1 protein-coding gene is annotated in these 2,024 nt (G+C 67.7%); it reads right to left on the bottom strand.

The window, feature by feature from the left end; genetic code table 11:
- Positions 1-1,999 (bottom strand): type I-F CRISPR-associated helicase Cas3f (gene cas3f, locus BIS11_RS16200; protein WP_253586543.1); only part of this gene is annotated, 1,999 nt, incomplete at its 3' end.
- Between the last annotated feature and the right edge of the window lie 25 nt (positions 2,000-2,024).

Here is a 2,024-nt window from a genome sequence, read left to right as displayed (position 1 = left end):
GCAGTGCGATGAGCCGGTGGGTCGTCAGCGGCCAGTACTGAGCGGTTTCGAAACCCGGGTGGCTGAAGGCGGGCTGCCGCCCTTCCAGGTGTTTCACGTTGGTGTCGAGCAGCGCGATATTGGGCGCTCTGATCGGAGTCTGGCGGTGGCGGCGCACTCGTCCTGCGAGCTGGATGATCGAGCGCATCGAGGAGGGCTCGACGATTGCCCAGTCGTAGTCATGGTCGCGGCCCACTTCGGTCACGGGGGAGCCAAGCACGATGAACAGATGATCTCTCGCCTCGCCTTGCAGGCGCGTGCGGATATCCGGCAGGTCGAACACGGCGAACTCGTCGCGGCGATCCAGCGCCCGGTCGAGCCGCGCTTCCAGCCGCGAGCGCAGCAGCAAGGGGAACTGCGAATGGTAGACGCACAGATGAAGGTGGATGCCCTCGGCCACCTCGGCGCGGTAGAGCGCCTGAGCCACGGCCACCAGCGGTGCGATGTTGGCCATGCGCACCAGCCCGAAGCTCACGCGTCTGTCGCTTTGCGGGTCCTGGGTGTGGTGCGCTTCGTGCAGCGCACGTGCCTGTTCAAGAATCGTCTGCGCCAGCGCATCGCTGATCGCCTCAAGCGATGAAGGCGCGGTGAACGGCACGCGATAGCCACGCCGCAGCGGTTCGAGGGTGGCGAGCCTGGCGGCGCGCTTGTGGGCGAAGGCCGCATGCGCGGCGTCGAAACCTTCACCGTCGGCGCAGGTCGCGTGGGTGCAGCCGTGCTCGTCGAACCAGGCGCACACCGGCTCGATGGGTGCGCCGGGCACGCCGCGGTGGCGCTGGTACTCGGCGCGGCCCTCCCGGTAGGCGTCATAGAGCCCGCGTACCAGCGCGGGCGGCAGCGTGGCAGACGACAGCAGCACCCGCGAGCCCAGAAGGCCCGCCCAGTAGACCAGGCGCGTCAACGCAGGCAGATCGGCGATATCGAAGTCGTCCGGCTCGTCGAGCACCAGGTCGCTGCTCATCAGGCGCAGCATGGGCGCGATCTGGTGGCCGCCGCGCAGGCTTTCGGTGGCGGGCATCAGGTGGTCGATGGTGGAGACCAGAATCGGCGCGCCGATCAGGGCGCGGGCGCGCGGGTCAGTGATGACTCGGGCCAGCACCGGATGGTCGTCGAGGCTGCCTTCGAAGTGGACGTGGCTCTGCTCGTCGAGAAGCTCGGCGCGCGAATCCGAGCCGCCCTGGGCCTGCTGATGCTCATAAAGTTCGCGGCTGGCCGCGCCGCCCACGCGCACGGCCAGGTCGTCGCTGCCAAGGCCCAGCCGCTCGCGGTAGGCCTGCCCGGTCTGCAGCGTCAGCGTGCGCAGGCCCAGCGCAATCGAGAAGCGCGCGCCCTTTTCCGGCTCGCTCAGCCCGTAGCAGATGCGCCCGTTGGCGATCGTCTTGCCGCAGCCGGTGGAGGCCATGTTGATGCCAAAAAAGCCCTGGGCGCGGCTTTTCTCGCGCAGGCCCACGGCCAGGTCATACGCCTTGTCCTGCCAGCGAAACCGCGGGTGCTTGCTGCGCGCCTTGAAGCCCTTGTGGTGGGTGATGCCGCTCATCGCGTCGAGCATGTCCGGCAGGCGGTGGGTGATCTCGCCGGTGGCGCGGGTCACGCCGATTAGATGCTCGATCAGCGGCTGGCTCATCTGGCGTTTGCCGCCGACCGTGGCGGTATTGGCGTAGAGCGCCTCGCTCCACGGCCCTTTCAACCGCCCGGCGTCGGTCAGGCTGGAGTAGTGGTGATCCGCCAGCATCAACGACAGCCGCGCCAGATGCATCAGGTAGGGGGAATCGATGAGCGGTCGGTCGATACGCACATTCTGGAGCTGGCGCGCCAGGCGCCTTGCCCGTTCGCGCCACGGCTTTTCATCGCTGGGCAGGCCGTGAGGAAAGTGCCAGTAAGGGGCGATATCTTTTATATCCGCCGCCTCCACGCGCTCGTTCCAGGCGGCGGTGACCTCCACGGGCAAGACGGGAAGCATATCGGCGTTGAGAGTCGCACTCGCT

The organism is Halomonas sp. 707D4, assembly GCF_024158685.1.
Lineage (GTDB): Bacteria > Pseudomonadota > Gammaproteobacteria > Pseudomonadales > Halomonadaceae > Vreelandella.
Note: the sequence above shows the minus strand (reverse complement) of the source record. Positions and strands in the feature narration are given on the sequence as shown.